The following is a 290-nucleotide window of genomic DNA, read 5'->3' as shown; positions in this document are numbered from 1 at the left end:
GAAAGAAGTTAAGACGGATTTTTACAATAATGGGAACAACAGCACTGATTTTTACCATAACAGCCTGCGGGAACCGCATGGATGCCATGCAGCCAGATTCTTCCTATGTTGCAGACTTTTTTGATATTCCGGACTCAGTGACAGGAATCGAAAGACTTCTGCTCAAAGATGATATGGCCTATATGTGCTGTCTGGAGGAAGATGGCACGTCCTATCTGGCAGCAATGAACATTAATGACGGTAAATTTTTGAAACAGAATCTGGAGCTGGACGCCTCGGTTTCGCTTCTG

At 44.1% G+C, this 290-nt stretch carries 1 pseudogene; it reads left to right on the top strand.

Going from position 1 to position 290, the window contains the following annotated elements:
• Positions 1–290, top strand: a pseudogene (locus tag NE473_RS31980) (hypothetical protein); the annotation flags it as partial.

Origin of the sequence: Hungatella sp. SL.1.14, from assembly GCF_024460495.1 — a bacterium.
In the GTDB taxonomy this organism is placed as follows: domain Bacteria; phylum Bacillota; class Clostridia; order Lachnospirales; family Lachnospiraceae; genus Hungatella; species Hungatella hathewayi.
This window is presented reverse-complemented; position numbering and strand designations above follow the sequence as displayed.